The 17,325-nt window shown below is 54.4% G+C and carries 18 protein-coding genes, 1 tRNA gene and 1 pseudogene; 16 read left to right on the forward strand and 4 right to left on the reverse strand.

Translation table 11 applies throughout. From position 1 onward, the window contains the following. Positions 1-151: 151 nt before the first annotated feature. From gatB to selB, 11 genes are all read left to right on the forward strand, one after another. The gene (gene gatB / locus C4542_03970) at positions 152-1,633 is read left to right on the forward strand and encodes an Asp-tRNA(Asn)/Glu-tRNA(Gln) amidotransferase subunit GatB (protein RJO62386.1); all 1,482 of its coding nucleotides are present in this window, start codon (positions 152-154) and stop codon (positions 1,631-1,633) included. Positions 1,634-1,637: 4 nt separating this feature from the next. Then, complete coding sequence (secG, locus tag C4542_03975) at positions 1,638-1,856, forward strand: preprotein translocase subunit SecG (protein ID RJO62387.1); 219 nt, start codon at positions 1,638-1,640, stop codon at positions 1,854-1,856. Positions 1,857-2,633: 777 nt separating this feature from the next. Continuing rightward, positions 2,634-2,840, forward strand: coding sequence for a hypothetical protein (locus tag C4542_03980; GenBank protein RJO62388.1), 207 nt, complete (start codon positions 2,634-2,636; stop codon positions 2,838-2,840). A 49-nt stretch (positions 2,841-2,889) separates the two neighbouring features. Further along, entirely contained in the window at positions 2,890-3,078 is a 189-nt protein-coding gene (locus tag C4542_03985) for a hypothetical protein (GenBank protein ID RJO62389.1), read from the forward strand. Beyond that, complete coding sequence (locus C4542_03990) at positions 3,075-4,013, forward strand: hypothetical protein (GenBank protein RJO62390.1); 939 nt, start codon at positions 3,075-3,077, stop codon at positions 4,011-4,013. The genes C4542_03985 and C4542_03990 overlap by 4 nt, the downstream gene beginning before the upstream one ends. 42 nt (positions 4,014-4,055) lie before the next feature. Further along, positions 4,056-4,226, forward strand: a complete 171-nt coding sequence (locus C4542_03995) for a TdeIII family type II restriction endonuclease (protein ID RJO62391.1) — start codon at positions 4,056-4,058, stop codon at positions 4,224-4,226. A 193-nt stretch (positions 4,227-4,419) separates the two neighbouring features. Further along, entirely contained in the window at positions 4,420-4,665 is a 246-nt protein-coding gene (locus C4542_04000; protein RJO62392.1) for a hypothetical protein, read from the forward strand. Between the two features lie 222 nt (positions 4,666-4,887). Continuing rightward, a tRNA-Sec gene (locus C4542_04005) sits at positions 4,888-4,981 on the forward strand. 24 nt (positions 4,982-5,005) lie between these two features. Further along, on the forward strand, positions 5,006-6,052 hold the full coding sequence (selD, locus tag C4542_04010; GenBank protein RJO62393.1) for a selenide, water dikinase SelD: 1,047 nt from the start codon (positions 5,006-5,008) through the stop codon (positions 6,050-6,052). After that, positions 6,049-7,461 (forward strand): L-seryl-tRNA(Sec) selenium transferase, encoded by a 1,413-nt coding sequence (locus C4542_04015; protein ID RJO62394.1) that lies wholly within the window; start codon positions 6,049-6,051, stop codon positions 7,459-7,461. The genes selD and C4542_04015 overlap by 4 nt, the downstream gene beginning before the upstream one ends. Positions 7,462-7,464: 3 nt before the next feature. Further along, on the forward strand, positions 7,465-9,351 hold the full coding sequence (gene selB, locus C4542_04020; protein RJO62395.1) for a selenocysteine-specific translation elongation factor: 1,887 nt from the start codon (positions 7,465-7,467) through the stop codon (positions 9,349-9,351). Positions 9,352-9,797: 446 nt separating this feature from the next. Here selB and C4542_04025 read toward each other — a convergent pair whose 3' ends face one another. Continuing rightward, a complete protein-coding gene (locus C4542_04025; protein RJO62396.1) occupies positions 9,798-10,037 on the reverse strand; it encodes a hypothetical protein in 240 nt (79 codons plus the stop codon). A gap of 413 nt (positions 10,038-10,450) precedes the next feature. Between C4542_04025 and C4542_04030 the strand changes: the two genes are divergently transcribed. The 4 genes from C4542_04030 to C4542_04045 all read left to right on the forward strand — a co-directional run bounded on the left by C4542_04030 (position 10,451) and on the right by C4542_04045 (position 13,836). After that, positions 10,451-11,572: a DUF4349 domain-containing protein gene (locus C4542_04030; GenBank protein ID RJO62397.1), complete on the forward strand. Its 1,122-nt coding sequence runs from the start codon at positions 10,451-10,453 to the stop codon at positions 11,570-11,572. Between the two features lie 258 nt (positions 11,573-11,830). After that, complete coding sequence (gene efp / locus C4542_04035) at positions 11,831-12,397, forward strand: elongation factor P (protein RJO62398.1); 567 nt, start codon at positions 11,831-11,833, stop codon at positions 12,395-12,397. 3 nt (positions 12,398-12,400) lie between these two features. Then, positions 12,401-13,327 (forward strand): EF-P lysine aminoacylase GenX, encoded by a 927-nt coding sequence (gene genX / locus C4542_04040; GenBank protein RJO62399.1) that lies wholly within the window; start codon positions 12,401-12,403, stop codon positions 13,325-13,327. Then, a complete protein-coding gene (locus C4542_04045; GenBank protein RJO62400.1) occupies positions 13,324-13,836 on the forward strand; it encodes a deoxyuridine 5'-triphosphate nucleotidohydrolase in 513 nt (170 codons plus the stop codon). Before genX ends, C4542_04045 begins: the two co-directional genes overlap by 4 nt. Here the strand turns inward: C4542_04045 and C4542_04050 are convergent. The 3 genes and pseudogenes from C4542_04050 to C4542_04060 form a co-directional block, all read right to left on the reverse strand. Then, a pseudogene (locus C4542_04050) lies at positions 13,833-14,740 on the reverse strand (diacylglycerol kinase family lipid kinase). The gene C4542_04045 and the pseudogene C4542_04050 sit on opposite strands and share 4 nt — an antisense overlap. A gap of 58 nt (positions 14,741-14,798) precedes the next feature. After that, positions 14,799-15,272 carry a cytidine deaminase gene (locus C4542_04055; protein ID RJO62401.1) on the reverse strand — a complete coding sequence of 158 codons (474 nt, stop codon included), beginning with the start codon at positions 15,270-15,272 and terminating at the stop codon, positions 14,799-14,801. Then, complete coding sequence (locus C4542_04060; protein ID RJO62402.1) at positions 15,269-15,820, reverse strand: dephospho-CoA kinase; 552 nt, start codon at positions 15,818-15,820, stop codon at positions 15,269-15,271. The genes C4542_04055 and C4542_04060 overlap by 4 nt, the downstream gene beginning before the upstream one ends. A 244-nt stretch (positions 15,821-16,064) precedes the next feature. Here C4542_04060 and C4542_04065 point away from each other — a divergent pair, with 244 nt between their 5' ends. Then, positions 16,065-17,318 carry a CCA tRNA nucleotidyltransferase gene (locus C4542_04065; protein ID RJO62403.1) on the forward strand — a complete coding sequence of 418 codons (1,254 nt, stop codon included), beginning with the start codon at positions 16,065-16,067 and terminating at the stop codon, positions 17,316-17,318. Positions 17,319-17,325 lie beyond the last annotated feature (7 nt).

The following is a 17,325-nucleotide window of genomic DNA, read 5'->3' on the forward strand; positions in this document are numbered from 1 at the left end:
ACGCGGACAGATAAGATTATAACATACTCCTTTCAGATTGCCATGTAGCAGTCAGCGGTCAGCACCCAGTGGTCAGTTGATAGCTGAAAGCTGATAGCTGACAGCTTGTCTTGTCAGCCCCAGCCTATATTGATATACTGATAACTTGTTTATGGAAAGCACGACCGCTGTCAAACCCGTCGAATACGAGACCGTCATCGGCCTGGAGGTCCACGCGCAGCTGCGCACGGCGAGCAAGATGTACTGCCGCTGCTCGTCAGACTACGCCAGCGCCCCGCCCAACACCCACGTCTGCCCGGTGTGCCTGGGCATGCCCGGCGTGCTCCCCAACATCAACAGGCAGGCGGTCGAGTACGCCATGATGACGGCACTCGCCCTCAACTGCGCTATCTCAGACTACACCAAGTTCGACCGCAAGAACTATCCTTACCCCGACCTCATGAAGGGCTATCAGATATCGCAGTACGACCAGCCTGTCGGAACCGGCGGCTGGCTTAATATCGAGGTCGGCGGCGAGGTCAAGCGCATCGGCGTCACCCGCGTGCACCAGGAAGAGGATGTGGCCAAGCTGCTGCACCGCGACGAGGGCGGCATGTCCTACAGCCTTGTCGATGTCAACCGCTCCGGCGTGCCGCTCATGGAGATAGTCAGCGAGCCCGACATGCGCTCGGCGGAGGAGGCCCGCGCCTACCTGGTCAAGCTGCACTCCATCCTGCGCTACCTGGGCGTCTCCACGGCCAACATGGAAGAGGGCAGCTTCCGCTGCGACGCCAATATCAGCATCCGCCCGAAGGGGAGTGAAAAACTCCTCGCCAAGGTGGAAGTCAAGAACATGAACAGCTTCCGCGCCGTGTTCAAGGCGCTGGAATATGAAGGCGAGCGCCAGCGCAAGGTGCTGTCTCAGGGCGGTAGACTGGCGCAGGAGACGCGCGGCTGGGTGGAGGCGGAGGGAAAAACGGTCTCCCAGCGCAGCAAGGAGTTCGCCCACGACTACCGCTATTTCCCCGAGCCCGACCTGCCGCCCGTCATGCCGTCCAAAGAGTGGATAGAGGAAGTTCGCTCCCGTTTGCCCGAGCTGCCCGAGGCCCGCATGTCCCGCTTTATGTCGAATTTCGGCCTGCCGGCTTACGACGCCAACCTGCTCACCGAGAGCGCCGACATGGCCGATTATTATGAGTCGCTGGTTTACGCCGCCCCCGACCTCTCCCCCAAGGAAATGGCAAACTGGCTGGTGGGCCCGGCGGCGGGTATCCTCAATACGTCGGGATGTGATATTATAGAGTTTAGCAGTCGCGTCAGCCCGGATGCCTTTGCGGAGCTCGTCGGGCTGGTGGGCAAGGCCGTCATCAACGCCGGTACCGCCAAGAGCGTGCTGGAGGAGATGTTCGCATCGGGCAAGACGGCGCAAAGCATCATAGATGAAAAAGGGCTGGCTCAGATATCCGACATGGGGGCGCTGGAAGCCGCCGCAGAACAGGTGATAAAAGACAACCCGCAGGCCGTGGCCGACTACAAGGCCGGCAAGGCCCAGGCGGTGAAGTTCATGGTAGGCCAGTTGATGCGCCTCTCGAAAGGGAGGGCCAATCCCAACATGGCCGCCGAAATAATAACCCGGAAACTGGGGGAAGTGTAAAAAAATGAGGACCTATTTCATTATCGCGCAGATGATACTCTCGGTGGCGCTCACCGCCGCCCTGCTGTTACAGACCAAGGGCGGGGGACTGGGCGGCATCTTCGGTCAGGCGGACACTGTCTACCGCACGCGCCGCGGCATGGAGAAGACGCTCTTTCAGGTCACCATCGTGCTGGTGGTACTCTTCCTGGGCATCTCGCTCGCCATGCTAAGGATTGACTAATCCCTTCACTATCTCCTCTCCCCTTGCGGGAGAGGACTAAGAGCCTGCACTGAGTCCGCCTGGGCGGACGAATGTGTGAGGGGGTTCCACTCTAACCCAACCAAAAAGCCCCGGATTCCAAGAACCCGGGGCTCTGTCTTCGTCCCCTACTCCTCCAGCCTGATGATATTCACCAGATGCCCGTTTCGGAGCATTTATAAAACACGAGGAGCTCGAGAACCTTCATGTGCTCCACGCTGAGTTTCTAAGACTTCCCACCTCTGACCAGCGAGGAGCGCGTCCAAGGAAAATTCCTCCGGCATAACATCGCCAGTAGCTTCATTATGCACTCCCTCCTTCTTCGCTGTATTGAGGGGGTTTCCCATATCCCCTCTAGTTCAATTAAAGCACTTCGGCTGAAATTGTCAATATTCCTCGTCGTTGCGAGCCCCGATATATCGGGCGAAGCAATCTCTACAAATCTTCGTTGCCATGCCGAAGGCCCGCCTCAGGAGGGCTGGAGGCCATGATGGATGGCCGCTTGTCCTGAGCGAAGTCGAAGGGAAGCATCTAGTGGAGAGGTCTCCTCGCCCCTTGATATTTTCCGGTGGTTGACACAAGGTGTATAATAGCACATATGTTCGATGTGGGAAAGGATTTTGTCATCCCTTTGTTATGATTATCTATCGAAATAAATTAAGTTATTTGTTTCTATTGAGCTGATTCTGGTGATATAATTTACTTAGTAAAGTTGGCTTCTGGCCATCAAGTTTTAATTCAATACAAAAAGAGGACAAATTGGAACTTCTTACGATAAAACAAGCCAGTGAATGGGCAACGGAACATCTAGGAAAAGGTGTCTCGGAGTCGAATATATCATACTTAATACAGTACGGTTGTGTGAAAAAGATAGGCGAAAATGAATCCACAATACTCGACCTTTTCTCGGGAATCGGAACAACAATGGTTCAATCTTGCGAGCTCGATATGCATGCTAGGAATTGATGTTTCGACCTTAATGTCGTTTATTGTTTAGTGTTTGAGGATTAGAATAATGCAACAACAAAATGATTCGGTCTTTTCTATCAGTTTAGAAGATTTGCAGGGTGAGGCACTTAGAATTATCGGAAGAACTCTAACGGAAGAAGAAGTTTATATCGCTAAGGACGGGTTAGAATCCGGGCTTCTAACTGATATTGATACTGTTTATAAAACTATCTTTCTTGAAATGTTAAAGAAATGAACTTTATCGCAAAAACGTTAAGCCCGTCGGATTTATTAGCTTCGCATTTTCTTGAGAGAGCAAAAGAATTACAGGCAAGTGTTGAACCAATAAAAGTTCTTAAATCAAGGACTTTTCACATTGGTGAAGCTAATGTTCTAGTCCGTGCTTCATCGGATGGTAACAGAAGATATTTTTTTGGGATTAACTACATTACCGTAGAAGAAATTGCAAACCTGGATAACCCATTCATTGCTTTCATTTGTGGCTCTGTTGATAAAGTGGTGATTATTCCTGCAAAAATTCTTTTCAAACATCTACCACAAATTAGCCACGACAGAAATGGCGAATACAAGGTAAATATTGATAAAGAATTAAACATCGTTTTGGCTGGAAGAAACAACCGTATTGATTGTAATGAATTCATTAACAACTGGAATATGCTTTTATCTCCGCCTAAAATAGAAGAAGAAGCAAAGAATACGGTCGAGGAAAGCTTACATTCGATCTTACAAGGCCGCCTTTTGGAGATTGGAAATATTCGTGGCTATCAGACTTACTGCCCTAATAAATCAAAGATATTCAACGAAACGAAATTAGAAGAAATATCAACACTTCAAACTTGTCCTAAATTGCAGTTTTCAGATTACGATTTGCTTCGGCAAATAGATGTACTTTGGTTCAAAAATCGTGGGAATAATATTGTCCCTGAATCTGCCTTCGAAGTTGAGTTGTCCACAGGTGTTTGGTCAGGCGTAGGTCGAATGGCAACTCTCCTTGATTATAACAGCGTAAAGTTCTATGTAATTGCTAACGACCCCAAAAAATATAATCAGGTCATCAATTCATTTTCAGAGCATAAGGAGCGATATCAGTTTGTTGCCAATGATTTAGTTGGGGAACTTTATTCAGCAGAAAAGAATCTAAAAGAATTGCGAATTGATATTGGTTTATAACACTCACAACTTCAGTCCTGAACCACATATACTAGGTGGACAATGCGCGGTATGCTCGACCTTGATAAGGAGTTAATGGTCGGTAAAGAGTTTTGGGATTTCGTGGGCGGACCCGGCACTTATGAAGACCTTTTAGATTGTTTTGAACGTGTCGGTATCGAACTTCGACAAGAGATTGACGATTATTTTGCTAGATTTAACATCAATTGTTAATTTCTAGTCTTTAACCCCCACCACGACAATCACCCCTTGCCAACCACTAGAACGCCTGTACTATTATTCCCTCATGACCGAAGACTTTAATCCCAAACCCGTCAAGCGGAATCGCGGCGGGCAGCCGGGCAACCAGAACGCCCGCACCCATGGCAGGTATTCCCTGGTAATTCCTCCTCGCACCCTGGAGGTGTTGAAGGCCGTGCGCGCCCTCGACATGCATGGCCAGCGCGTTATTTATACCTGGCTACTAGAGCGTTTGCTCAAACTCAAAAGCGAGGGGCTATTGGAATCCCATTCGTCCCGCCCCTTGCCTGAAAAAGCGGAACGAATACCTCGGGACGCCGGATTTGAACGGGAGTTGAGTGCGTGGGCGAAAAAACAAAACATCGACCTCGACGAATTCATGCATGACGCCTTAAAAACGATTCAAGGCTAAATGAGAAACGAATAGTCGTTCCATAGATTCGGCTCCCGGGCATAGCCCATAGCTAAATTGTCGGTTAGTCGTTTCCCGAAAGAGGGGGTGCTCCGAAAACGAAAACGAATTGCCCCCACCCTACAAGAAAAGCTGTATTGACACATAAGCGCGGCTTATTTATACTCGTTAAATCGCAGAGCGAGCCGCCTAAAGCCAGCCGTGTTGTGTTATAATCACGGAGGAGGCGGATAGGCTCTGGTGGGCCTTGCGGACTTCAAATCCGTTGGCGGCGGTTAACCCGCCGCGGGGGGTTCGATTCCCTCCCCCTCCGCCAGGCTGAATAAAGGAGAAAAGCAAGTTGGTTGAGACCGGTGGCGAAATAAGGCTGACCGCCCTCTCCCGTTATTCGGGTTGAGGGGCCAAACTAAGTCCGGGTGACTTAGCCAAGGCTCTGGGCTGTCTTCAAATTCCGCAGAACGAGAACGTTCTGGCCGGGGTAAAGGATGATGCAGGCGTGTACAAGCTGCGCGACGACCTGGCTATCGTGGAGACCGTCGATATGATTGCGGCCATCGTGGATGACCCGTACAGCTTCGGCATGATCGCCGCCGCCAACGGCATTTCGGATATCTACGCCATGGGCGGCAAGCCCATCACGGCCATGAACATCGTGGGATTCCCTTCCGAGAGTATGGATATATCGGTGCTGACTCGTATACTGCAGGGGGCGCTGGCCAAGCTGAACGAGGCCGGCGTCATACTGGTGGGCGGCCACAGCGTGCGCAACGATGAGGTCAAGTTCGGCTTGAGCGTCACGGGCATTATTCACCCCGACAAAATTCTGGCGAAGGGCGGGGCGAGGGTGGGCGACCGCCTGATACTCACCAAGCCCATCGGCACGGGCATACTCACGACAGCCTTAAAGGCTGAGATGCTGCCCGCACCGGTGCTGGAGAAGCTGGTGGCCCAGATGGCGCGCCTCAACGACAAGTCCTGCCAGGCCATGCTGGAAGTAGGAGCGCACGCCTGCACCGATGTCACCGGCTTCGCGCTGCTGGGGCATGCCTGCGAGATGGCCGAGGCGTCCGGCAAGTCGATAGAACTGGACTCCAAAAAAATCCCCATGATACCAGAATCTCTGCAGTTCGCCCACATGGGGCTGATACCCGAGGGCATGTACGCCAACTGGGAGTACCGCAAAGACATGATTGTAGCCGATACCATAGACGAGGATACCATAGCTGTGCTCTATGACCCGCAGACCTCCGGCGGGCTTCTTATTTGCGTAGCCGAAAAGAAAGTCAGCGCCATGCTGGCGCGGCTGAAAGAGCTGGGCGTAAGCGATGCCGCCGAAATAGGACGGGTTACCGAAGCGTCGGCCTCCCCACAGATTATCGTGATATGAACGCTCCCAAATCTCCACGCGCCAAAACTGAGGCGGGTACAGCCCTGCGCCGCCTGCCGGCGGTGGAGAAACTGCTCGAATCCCCCGAACTTGCCCCCGATATAGCGCGTTATTCCCGGCCGCTGGTTACCCAGGCTGCCCGGCACGTTCTCTCGGAACTCCGCGCGGGAATTAAAGAGGGCAATAAATCACGCCGGAGTGCTGATGTCATCAAACTGATTAAAGAACACCTCAGCAGCGAATGGCCCGCTTTCATGAGCCCGGTAATAAACGGTACAGGGGTAATCCTGCACACCAACCTGGGACGCGCCCCGCTTTCCCAAAAGGCGCTGGAAGCGGTGGCAACTCTAGGCGGGCAATACTTTAATCTGGAGAGCGACCTGGAGGGCGGCGGGCGGGGAACGAGGGCACTTGAACTGAGACGTTTACTGGCACTCCTCACCGGGGCGGAGGATGCAGTAGTCGTCAACAACAACGCCGCCGCCGTGCTGCTGGTGCTGGTGGCCCTCGCGCATGGCAAAGAGGCGGTCGTCTCGCGCGGCGAACTGGTGCAGATAGGCGGGGGCTTCCGCGTGCCCGAGATTATGGAGCAGAGCGGAGTGACGCTGCGCGAGGTGGGCGCCACCAACCAGACCTCCCTGCGCGATTATGAAAAGGGCATAGGCGACAAGACGGCGCTCATCCTCAAGGTGCATCCCTCCAACTTCGTGCAGAAGGGATTTGTCAGCGAAGTCGGAATCAACGAGCTTGCCGGGCTGGCCAGGCGGCGCAACCTGCCGCTGGTGTACGACCTGGGCAGCGGGGCCATGCTGGATACGGCGGATTTCGGGCTGGAGCACGAACCTACCGTGCAGGAAACCCTGCGCGACGGGGCCGATTTAGTATGTTTTTCGGGCGACAAGCTGCTGGGCGGGCCGCAAGCAGGTATCGTTGCGGGTAAAAGAAAACTCATCCAGCCCCTGCTTAAACACCCTCTGATGCGCGTCATCCGCCTGGACAAACTCTCGGCCGCCGCGCTGGAAGCTACGGTCAAGAGCTACCTGGACAAAACGGCCATCAGCGATATCCCAGTGTGGCGCATGATGAGCGCCGTTCTTCCCGAACTGCAAACGCGAGCAAAGGCAATTATTCGCAAACTTAAAACCTCCGGCATCGTCACGGAGCTGAAATCCGGGGTTAGCATGGTGGGTGGCGGTACGCTACCGGAACAGAGCCTAGCCACCGCTCTGGTGTGCATCAAACCGGAAGGCTCGGCCGAGGCGTTCTCGCGCTCTCTCAGATTGTCGCAGCCGCCTCTTGTATCACGCGTAGAGAATGACACCATACTCATCGATATGCGCACGATCTTTCCAGAACAAGACATGTTGCTTGTCTCAATCATCCAAGCCGCCCGGGCGCGGAAGGACTGAGCCGTGCTGACCATCGGCACCGCCGGACACATCGACCACGGCAAGTCGTCCCTGGTCAAGGCGCTCACTTCGATAGACCCCGACCGCCTGCCCGAAGAAAAAGAGCGCGGCATGACCATCGACCTGGGTTTCGCCTGGCTGGCGCTGCCCTCGGGCGAGACTGTTGGCATCGTGGACGTGCCAGGCCACAAGCAATTCGTGCACAACGTCATTCCCGGGCTTTTCGGCATCGACGCCGTGCTGCTCGTCGTGGCCGCCGACGACGGCTGGATGCCGCAGACCGAAGAGCACCTGCGCATACTGGACCTGCTGGGCATTAAACACGGCATAGTCGTCCTCAACAAGGTGGACTTGATCTCTGACACAGAGTGGTTATCACTGGTGGAAAAAGACATCTCCTCACATCTCACGGGAACTGGCCTCGAGGGTTCGCCCATCATGCGGGTGAGCACGCGCACTGGCTCCGGAATCGAGGAACTAAAAAAGACCATCGCTGCGCTTTCCGAAAAACTCGCGCCGCGCCAGGACATCGGCAAGCCGCGCCTGCCCATCGACCGCGTGTTCGTTATCAAGGGGAGCGGCGTGGTGGTCACCGGCACCATGTCGCAGGGCACGTTTTCCACCGGCCAGGATGTTATCATCGTGCCGTCCGGCGTGAGCGCGCACATAAGAAGCCTGGAAAGCTATAAAAAAGAGACCCGCAGGGCGGAGCCGGGCAGCCGCGTGGCCGTCAACCTGGCGGGCATCAAGCGTGAAGACGTCAATCGCGGAGACATCATAGTGTCTTCCGCGCTGTACGCGTCCCTCAGCCGCAACCTGGACGTGGACCTAAAGCTGCTGCCCGCGGCGGACGTCCCGCTCAAAAACATGGCCGAGGTGCTGGTCTACATGGAGACGCGCGAGCTGCTGACGCGTGTGGCTTTAATCGGGGCTAAAATACTCAAGCCCGGCGAAAGCTGCCCGGCACAGCTCAGGTTTCAAGAGGATGTGGCAGCCTTTATCGCGGAGCGCTTCATCGTCAGGCAACAGTCGCCGACCAAAACCATCGGCGGAGGAGTTGTGCTCGACCCACGAGCATCCAGATTCAAGCTGGCGGAAATCCCCGCCCGGCTGGCATTGCTCGAAAAACGGCGCAGCCTCGACCTGGACGAGTTGATACTGGCCGAACTCGAAAAGAACCGCTTCGCCGAGACAAAAAGCCTGCTGGCGGCCAGCCTTTTTCCCGTATCCGAAATCAGCGGCCATGTGAAACATCTCGCCAGCCTGAAAAAGTTAGTCATTGCCGGAGCTTACATCGTTGACGGGGGGATCTGGCAAAATGCCTCATTGAGATTATTATCCACGCTGGAAAAAGAAATGGCGGCCGATAAGCTTAAAAACGGCGTCCCCCAGGCGGGTCTCCAGGCGACATCAGGTCTCCCCAGAGAAGTATTCGACGCCCTCGTGCAGCAGCTGGCCTCTGCGGGCAAACTGGCGCGCCAGGAGGATACCCTGTTCCTGCCCCAGAACAAGCCGGCGCTCTCCAAACAACAGGAAGCTCTAAGGACTGCCGTCCTGAGCCTGTTCGCCAAAAGCCCCAGCAGCCCTCCGAACCTCAAAGAACTCGGCATCCAGCTCCCCGCCAGCACCCCGGTGGTGTATTTTATGATAAAACAGGGGGAACTGGTGGAGTTGCCGGATGGAATACTGATGGAGGCCAGGCATTTTCAGGGCATTCAGGATGAAATAATAAAGCTGCTCAAGCAGAACGGCCATATAAGCATACAGGACATCAACGCCCGCTTCGGCTTCAGCCGTAAATACAGCGTTCCGCTGCTGACGCAGCTCGACAGGCTGGGCTTCACGCGCCGCGAAGGGGACTTGCGGGTGGCGGGCAAGAAGCTGGCGTAGCCCTCAGATAGATTGGCCCCCGCAGGACGCAACACGCGTTTATTTACAGAGCACATCTGATAGTTGCTATGCGCTTTTGCGGATTTGGATTTAAGCAAGAGGAAGTACGTCTAGGAATTGCTTTTATCACAGACGCAAAATACTCAGCCGCAGATGGCACTAGGCACCGGGTAACGTCACCCGGCAGTGGCAGTCTTTTTCCCGGTTCCCTTGCAGGCAGGATCGGGGTCCGGGTCCCTTCCCGAACCTTTGCATCTGTAACATTCTCCTTTTGGAGAACTCGAGACTACCCAGGGATTGAATCCCTCTTTACCAGTCCCACCGCACTTTTGGCACCATCGATGACCAGTACCATCGCAGGTTATGCATTTCTCTTCGCGAGTCATCATAAACCTCTCGAAGCCCTCTACTAGCTTCAGGAGCCAAATAGACGAATGCGGAAATGGTCAAAAGATGTGTATTTCATCTTGACTCACCTCAAACTCGTCGGAGCATGAGGAACATTGAAATACGACTCTACTTAGGCTTTGTCCCGATTTCTCTATCTGTGCCACCGATGCGTAGCTGCCATCTTTGGGACAAAAGGCAACCATCGAATATTTATAACCGGATGGTATGTCGACTATGAACGGCTGGCCCTGGGCGAACATTTTCTTCACTTTTTTGGCGTCCTTGACTGGTTCCATAGTTCACCTCTCTTTTTTCCCTTGAAACCATATATTGAGTGATGGCCTAATCCTAGAACCGCAATAGCCCGATGTCAATCCCTTCTATCCATGGTGGTCTGACGTTATTATGATCCTTTTCCCATGCCTCAATAACGTCCTTGGCATACTTCATATTCAGAAACTGGTTATGTTTAAGCATTCACCGGCAGATTCGCTACAATACAGAATGCGTGTATTTACAGAATACCTTTAATAGTTACCTCTTGAATGACTCCCTCAAAAATCCCTCTTAATCTCCTTTTAGAAAAGAGGAAGCCGACGAAGGCATAGGCATTTTGTAATAGCGCTAACCTTTTCTCGTATAATACGTTAGATAATGTTGCAAGACATCAAAAAATAATCCGCAGCATTAAGTCTCAAGGAGGTGCCAGTTGAAAAAAATATTGTTAGTCGCCGCGGCCATACTCGCCATAGTAACCACGGCAGCCTGCAGCAAAAGCACAAATGAGGGCAGGAGTACCGGCCAGAATGTCCTTCCGCCGGTGACGAAGTCGGTCGTGTTTGGTAAGGATACCATTCCCGCTCCCTCAATTACTGTCGGGGCCCCCTCATCTGAATTCGGCGGAGCATTTACCACATCGTCAAGCATACCGGATGACCGCATGATAGTGCGCACCGGCAATATGTCGATAGTGGTGGACAACATCAGCGCCGCCCTTGCCAACATAGCCCAGATGGCCGAGGGTTATAAAGGCTACGTCGTCTCTTCCAATAGCTGGAAGGACGGCGAGAGGGTGTATGGTTCCATCAGCATACGCATCCCCACCGCAAGCTACGATATCGCATCCAAAACAATCAGCCAGATGGCAGTCGAAGTGACCTCTCAGAGCACCTCCAGCCAGGACGTGACCGAGGAATACATCGACCTCACCGCCCGCCTCTCCAACCTCAAGGCCACCGAAGCGCAGCTGCTGCTCATCATGGCCAAGGCCGACAAAGTGACCGATATCCTGGCGGTCCAGGCACAGCTCACTAATATACAGGCTCAAATCGAGCAAATCAAAGGCCGGATGCTGTACCTCGAAAAGACCTCCGCCACCTCCCTCATCAATGTCAGCCTGTCCCAGGCCAAGCTGGAAGCCAAATTCACAGCCAGTTCGGTGAACGCCAAAACGGGCAACGAAATCCGGTTCTTCCCCGACGTGGCCGGCGGGTTCACGCCCTACAGCTACGAATGGGACTTCGGGGACGGCAAGACCAGCACCGAGTCCAACCCGGCTCATGTTTACGCTAAGCCTGGCTCGTATACCATCAGTCTCAAGGTGACAGACGACCGCGGCAACACCGTCACCGAGACACGCAAAGATTACATCAAGATTACTCAGGGTGGATGGAGCATCGGCGGCGTGGCTTCCGGAGCCTGGAGCGCCCTGCTGTGGCTGGGGCGCGGGCTGGTGACCATCGTTATCGCACTGGCCGTATTCAGCCCCGTTATTATCGTCATCGGAGGCGTCATCTGGTGGCTGCGCCGCAGGAGAGCCAGAGCTAGCTAACACTCCCAAACGTAACCTGTCATTGTCGCGCTTGATGCGACAATCCAGAACAAAAGACCCCTGGATTCCCGCTTTCGCTGGAATGACAAAGGCTCCTTGCCTGAAGGGGACTCGACCTGTATTCAAGGTCAAGTCCCCCTTCTTTTTCTCTGGCGGGTAGTTTTCGACGATTCATGTTGATTTTTAAGACAAAAGTGTATAGCATAATACGGAAGTAAAATATTTTTATAGATTTTTCAGGAGAGAAACCACCGGCCTATGCAAATCGAAGAAGTACATAAAAATACCAAGCTAATGTATTCGGGCAAGCCCTGGAACGTAGACAATGCCGAGTTCGTCAAGCCCGGCAAGGGCCGCGCTATCTACCGCCTGCGCCTCAAAAACCTGCTTGACGGAAGCGTGCTGGACATTACCTTCCACTCGGGCGAAAAGGTGGACGAGGCCAGCATCAGCAACCAGGAAATGCAGTACCTCTACAAAGAGACCGACCACTATGTCTTCATGAACACCCAGAGCTTCGAGCAGACCTTCGTCACCGAAGCCCAACTGGGAGATAAGACGCACTTCTTAAAGGAAGGCACGCTGGTCAACGTGCAGCTGCTGGACGAACGCCCCATCGACATCACCATCCCCACTTTCGTCGAGCTGGCAGTGGTCGAGACAGGCTCGTCCATCAAGACGGCCACGGTCACCGCCCAGAACAAGGCCGCCAAACTGGAAACAGGCTACAGCGTGGACGTCCCCACTTTCATCAAGGAAGGCGATGTGCTCAAGATAGACACCCGCACCGGCAATTATGTGGAAAGACTGAGCACCAAGAAGTAGTATATGCCGGCCGAACAGGAGCGCCTGGCACAGATTAAAAGCAACCTCAAACGCCGCGCTCAGATTTATGACCTCGCCCGCGAGTTTTTTCGCGGGCGGGGCTTTTTAGAGGTGGAAACCCCGGTGCGCGTGCCGGTTGTCGCGCCGGAGATAAATATCGTGCCTTTCGAGAGCGAGGGGTGGTACCTCGCCGCGTCGCCCGAGCTGCATATGAAGCGCCTGCTGGCGTCCGTGTATGAAAATATATTTCAGATAAGCCATTGCTTCCGCAAAGGGGAGCGCGGGCGCCTGCATAACCCCGAATTCAGCCTGCTGGAGTGGTACCGCGCCGGGGCTAACTGCATGGACATGATAAGCGACACCGAACAACTGGTCACAATGCTGGCCAGAAAACTACGCACCGGCAGCATCGTCAACTACCAGGGGCAACCCATCGACCTCCGTTTGCCCTGGCCGCGTCTCAGCATCAAGAATGCCTTTATCCAGAGCGCCGGCTGGGACCCGGTGGAAAATTATGATGCTGCACGTTTCGACCAGGACATGGCTGCTACAGTACTGCCGGGACTGGAAAAGGGCCGCCCCACTGTTCTGACAGAGTACCCCGCCGCCGCCGCCTCGCTGGCGCGACTCAAAGCGGGCGACCCGCAAGTAGCCGAGAGGGCCGAGGTATTCATCGGCGGGCTGGAGCTGGCCAACGCCTACAGCGAGCTGACCGACCTCAAGGAGCAATGGAGGCGTTTCACAGAAGAAATAAAGCAGATAGAACGCCAACAGGGAAGAAAAATGAAAATGCCCGACTCTTTCATCGAAGCGGTAGGGTTCATGCCTGAGTGCGGCGGCATCGCGCTGGGCATGGACAGGCTAGCCATGTTGTTGTGCGACGCAGGCAGCATCGATGAAGTCATAGCATTTACGGCGGATAATATATGAGCATGCTTTCCCGCGACGACATACTGGCTTTAATTCAGGGCGACCCGCCGCTCATTGAGTGCTACCTCGACCTGGAGGCGCAACTTCAAACCAATGGCTTCGACCTGAGCCTGCGCAGCGTTTCTCGCCTCATATCGTGCGGAAAGCTGGCTCTGGACAACAAAAATCGCGTCATATCCACCCAGGAAAAGATGGAGTTCGGCGCGGGGGGCGTGATGCATCTGGGTCCGGGGTCTTACAGCATCATATACAACGAAATCGTGCACCTGCCCAAAGACATCATGGCACTGGGGTTGTCGCGCTCCAGTTTATTGCGCTGCGGCGCCAGTTTACACACCGCCGTTTGGGACGCCGGTTATTCAGGGCGTTCGGAGTCTCTGCTGGTGGTGCACAACCCGCTGGGGCTTGACCTGGAAAAAGACGCGCGGGTGCTGCAACTGGTGTTCTCGAAACTGACAGGGAAAAGCCAGGGTTACCAGGGGATGTACCAGGGGGAAAATACCGGCTAGACCGCCACGTTGAGGGCGGCGGGCAGTATCTGGAAGGTGACCGGGCCCTCGCCAAGCAGCTCGCCATCGGCCTGGAGCAGGATGCGCCTGTCGCATTCTATGGTAATCCGCTCGGCTTTTTCCATGCGCACCTTGGGGTGCGTGACATGCGTCCCCTTGTAAACGCGCGGGAACACCTGCAAAAGCTCGGCTTTGCCTATGTCACCGAGGGTAAGCACATCCAGGCGGCGGTCGTTCAGTTCGGCCTCCGGCGCTATACGCATGCCCCCGCCGAAGTAGGCCCCGTTGGACACCACCACGCTGAGGACACGGCGCGCTTCCTCGCGGCCGTCGATGTTCATGCGGATATTTTTATTGCGGTAACCCGGAAGCGTTTTAAGCAGCGCCAAAACGAAGGGCACAGTGTTTCCCATAAAGCGCGGGACGCTCTTGCCGGCTTCGGCTACCTCGGCGTCGAAGCCCACGCCGGCGCTGTTGATAAAATAGCGTCTGGCATTTTGGCCGTTCCGTTTAAATTCCACCAAGCCGACATCTATACAGGTGCGCCGGTCGCCCGTAAGGCACTTACAAGCCTTGATGTAATCCCTGGGGATGCCCATAGACCGGATGAAATCGTTGCCGGTGCCGGTGCTGACGATTCCCAGTGTGGTGGTACCGGCGTTGGTGGAATCGAGGAGGCCGTTGGCCACTTCGTTGATGGTGCCGTCGCCGCCGACGGCTACCAGGAAACGGTAGCCATCGCTGGCCGCCAGACGCGCCAGTTCGGAGGCATGGCCGGCCCTTCCGTGTACTGGTAATCGAAGGATAAGCCGCTCTCCCGCAGCAGACTCTGTATATGAGGCCACTGGCGAAAGGTGGATCTGTTGGCACCGGCCACCGGATTGACGATTATTTTGGCGTGGATTTTCGCCATTTAATTCCTTTTCAGAGGACGACACTATTATACCATGAAACGCAAGTGGTTAGTCCAAGAAGACTATCGTATTCGATGGTTTGGGCAACTGTTCGAATGCGATGCCCGCCTCCCGGAACATTTCCTGGAAGGAGTTGTCGGCATATTTACCAAAGCTGACGTAGCGTTTTATCCTGGCATTGGTGAGCATCTTGGCGCACAGGACGCAGGGTGTATGAGTGGCGTACACGGTAGCCCCTTCGAGGCTCACGCCGTGAAGCGCCGCCTGGATAATCACGTTCTGTTCGGCATGCACGGCGCGGCATATTTCGTGGCGCGTGCCGGACGGTATGTGCAGTTCGTCCCGCAGGCAACCCAGTGTCAGGCAGTCCTGCAGTCCGGACGGCGCGCCGTTATAGCCCGTGGAAAGAATATGCTTGTCCTTCACCGCCACCGCGCCCACGTTATGCCTGCGGCAGGTGGAGCGCTCAGCCACCACGGCCGCTACTTTTAAGAAGTATTCGTCCGAATTGGGCCGGCTCAAGGATTTTTCTCCATGCCGGAGATGGTCTTTTTGGTCTCTTTTTCGAGGTCTTTCAGCGATGACTCGTTGATGATGGTAAAATCCGCCATGGCGATGGGGCCGCCCTTGTTGAGATTGACAATCTCGGATTCATCGCGGCTGTAGGCTTCTTTCAGCGTCAGCGGGCGCACCGGGCGCTGGGAGAGCCGGGCGTAGCGCGTAGCCGGCGAGGCCCAGACCGCCACCACGCGGAAATTCTGATGGTAATAATTGCTGAGGAAGGTGTATTCTTCCCAAGAGTATAACCCGTCGACCACCACCGGAGTGGTTTTAACCGCCAGGTCTATCTTCGACAGGTTGAGCATGGCATAGGCCTGCATGCCATAACGCTGGCGCAGGGATTCGCGCATGCGGCGTTCGTTTTCCTCGGTAATGGTCAGACCTTGTTTTTTTAACTCTTCATCGGTGGCGTCGCCGAAACGAATGCGGGCAAAACCCTTGCTCTCGAATATGCGGGAAACTTCAGACTTACCGGCGCCGGCCATACCGACGATAGCGACAACTAACATAATGCTCCTTCAAGACCGACAATGGTTAATTATAAGCGAAATGCCATATGTATAACAATATAAAAAATATAATTGATTATTTAATCGGAAAACCCAGGGCAAAGGCCTCGCCAAACCGTTCTCATGGCCGCCACAAACCGATTCCTATGACTCTGTATATCTCTTGAATACAATTCCTCACGCAAAGCGGAAATCGAATCCTGGCGTCCCGCACGCCGTGAGCTGTGCTATAATTCCACCGTCTATGGAAAATATCAATCTGGGGCTTAAAATCAAAGAGCGATTGCCTGCCAGGGCACTACCTATTATCGAAAAGGCCGTAAGACTGGCTGGCGTGCGGAGGGAGAAACTTTTTCTGGTCGGCGGGGCGGCGCGCGACATGCTGCTGGAAAAACCCGTATCAGATATAGATCTTGTGCTGGAGGGTAACGCTCTCACCCTGGCGAATGAACTGGCGCAAGGAGAAGACGTCAAAGTAACCCTGCATAAGCCTTTTTTGACAGCAAGTCTCCAGTATCCTGACCTCAGCCTGGACCTGACCACTGCGCGGCGCGAGAGCTACATCCGCCCCGGCGTGCTGCCTGATGTGCAGCCCGGAAATCTCAAGGACGATCTTTTTCGCCGGGACTTCAGCATAAACGCCATGGCCATTTCTCTGAACTCGGAAGATTACGGGCGGCTGATAGATTTCTACGGTGGGTTGGGCGACCTTCACAACAAACTCGTGCGCATCCTGCATGAGAAAAGCTTCAGAGATGATGCCACACGTATCTGGCGCGCCGTGCGCTACGAGCAGAGGCTGGATTTCCGCATCGAGGAGGGAACTCAAGCCCTGCTGCGACGGGACCTCCCCATGCTGAAGACTATCAGCGGCGACAGGATATGGTATGAGCTCGAATGCGTGTTCGGCGAGGAACTACCGGAAAAGGTAATGGCGCGCGCAGGGGAGCTCGAAGTGCTGGCATACCTGGACCCCGCGCTGAAGGTTGATGGCTGGCTTGAGGCATGGTTCGATGAAGCGCGGCGTATAAGCTTGCCTCAAAAACCTTCCGCCACACTATACATGGCGCTCCTGACATTCAACCTCGATTCAGAGGCAATCGAAAGGCTCATAGAATATCTAAAACTCGACAAGACGATATCTCGTACCCTGCGCGACAGCCAGAAAATCAAAGCCCTCCACGAAGAGCTGTCCGAAGAACCCTTGCAGCCGAGCACTATCTATCTGCATTTACACGGCTACTCGGAGGAAGCGATAAAGACCAATCTCATCGCCAGCGAACCGGCAGAGGTCAGACGTAATATCCAGCTATACCTGGACGAATTACGTTATGTCAATACCTCGCTCAACGGGGACGACCTGATAGCACTTGGCATAAAAGCAGGGCCGAGCATTAAACTGCTGCTCGGCCTGCTGCTGGACGCCAGGCTGGACGGCGAGGTCAAAACACGAGAGGACGAAGAGCGGCTTATACGAACTGAAATAATAAGCAAATAGCCTTGGG

The organism is Dehalococcoidia bacterium, from assembly GCA_003597995.1.
Lineage (GTDB): Bacteria > Chloroflexota > Dehalococcoidia > Dehalococcoidales > UBA1222 > SURF-27.